This is a genomic window from Metabacillus rhizolycopersici (assembly GCF_020075705.1).
This window is the reverse complement of the sequence record NZ_JAIQUM010000272.1, coordinates 1-516: the sequence shown is the minus strand read 5'-3', so window position 1 is coordinate 516 and position 516 is coordinate 1. Positions and strand designations below refer to the sequence as shown.

Sequence of the window (516 nt, the reverse complement as noted above, 5' to 3'; positions counted from 1 at the left end):
TACAAGCAAGCAAATTGTTAAAAGGTCCTGAAGTAGAAAGCTTCAAAGGCAATAAAGAAGAGTTAATTGAAGCTGTACGTAAAGCTTTATACTTAAGTAAAATTGTTTCATACGCTCAAGGATTTGCACAAATGCGCGCAGCATCTGAAGAGTACGATTGGAATTTACAATACGGTGATATCGCAATGATTTTCCGTGGCGGTTGTATCATCCGTGCACAATTCCTACAAAAAATTAAAGATGCTTACGATCGTGATGCAAACTTAGCAAACCTATTATTAGACCCATACTTTAACGAAATTGCAGAAGGCTACCAATCAGCATTGCGTAAAGTATTAGCAGTAGCAATTGAAAATGGAATTCCGGTACCATCATTCTCAAGCGCAATCGCTTATTATGATAGCTACCGTACAGAAACATTACCAGCAAATCTATTACAAGCACAACGTGATTACTTCGGTGCTCACACGTATCAACGTGTTGACAAAGAAGGAGTTTTCCATACGAACTGGATGT

At 38.2% G+C, this 516-nt stretch carries 1 protein-coding gene; it reads left to right on the top strand.

The window, feature by feature from the left end:
- Positions 1–516, top strand: a 516-nt coding sequence (locus tag K9V48_RS30265; protein WP_498043141.1) for an NADP(+)-dependent, decarboxylating phosphogluconate dehydrogenase, incomplete at both ends; no start/stop codon positions are given.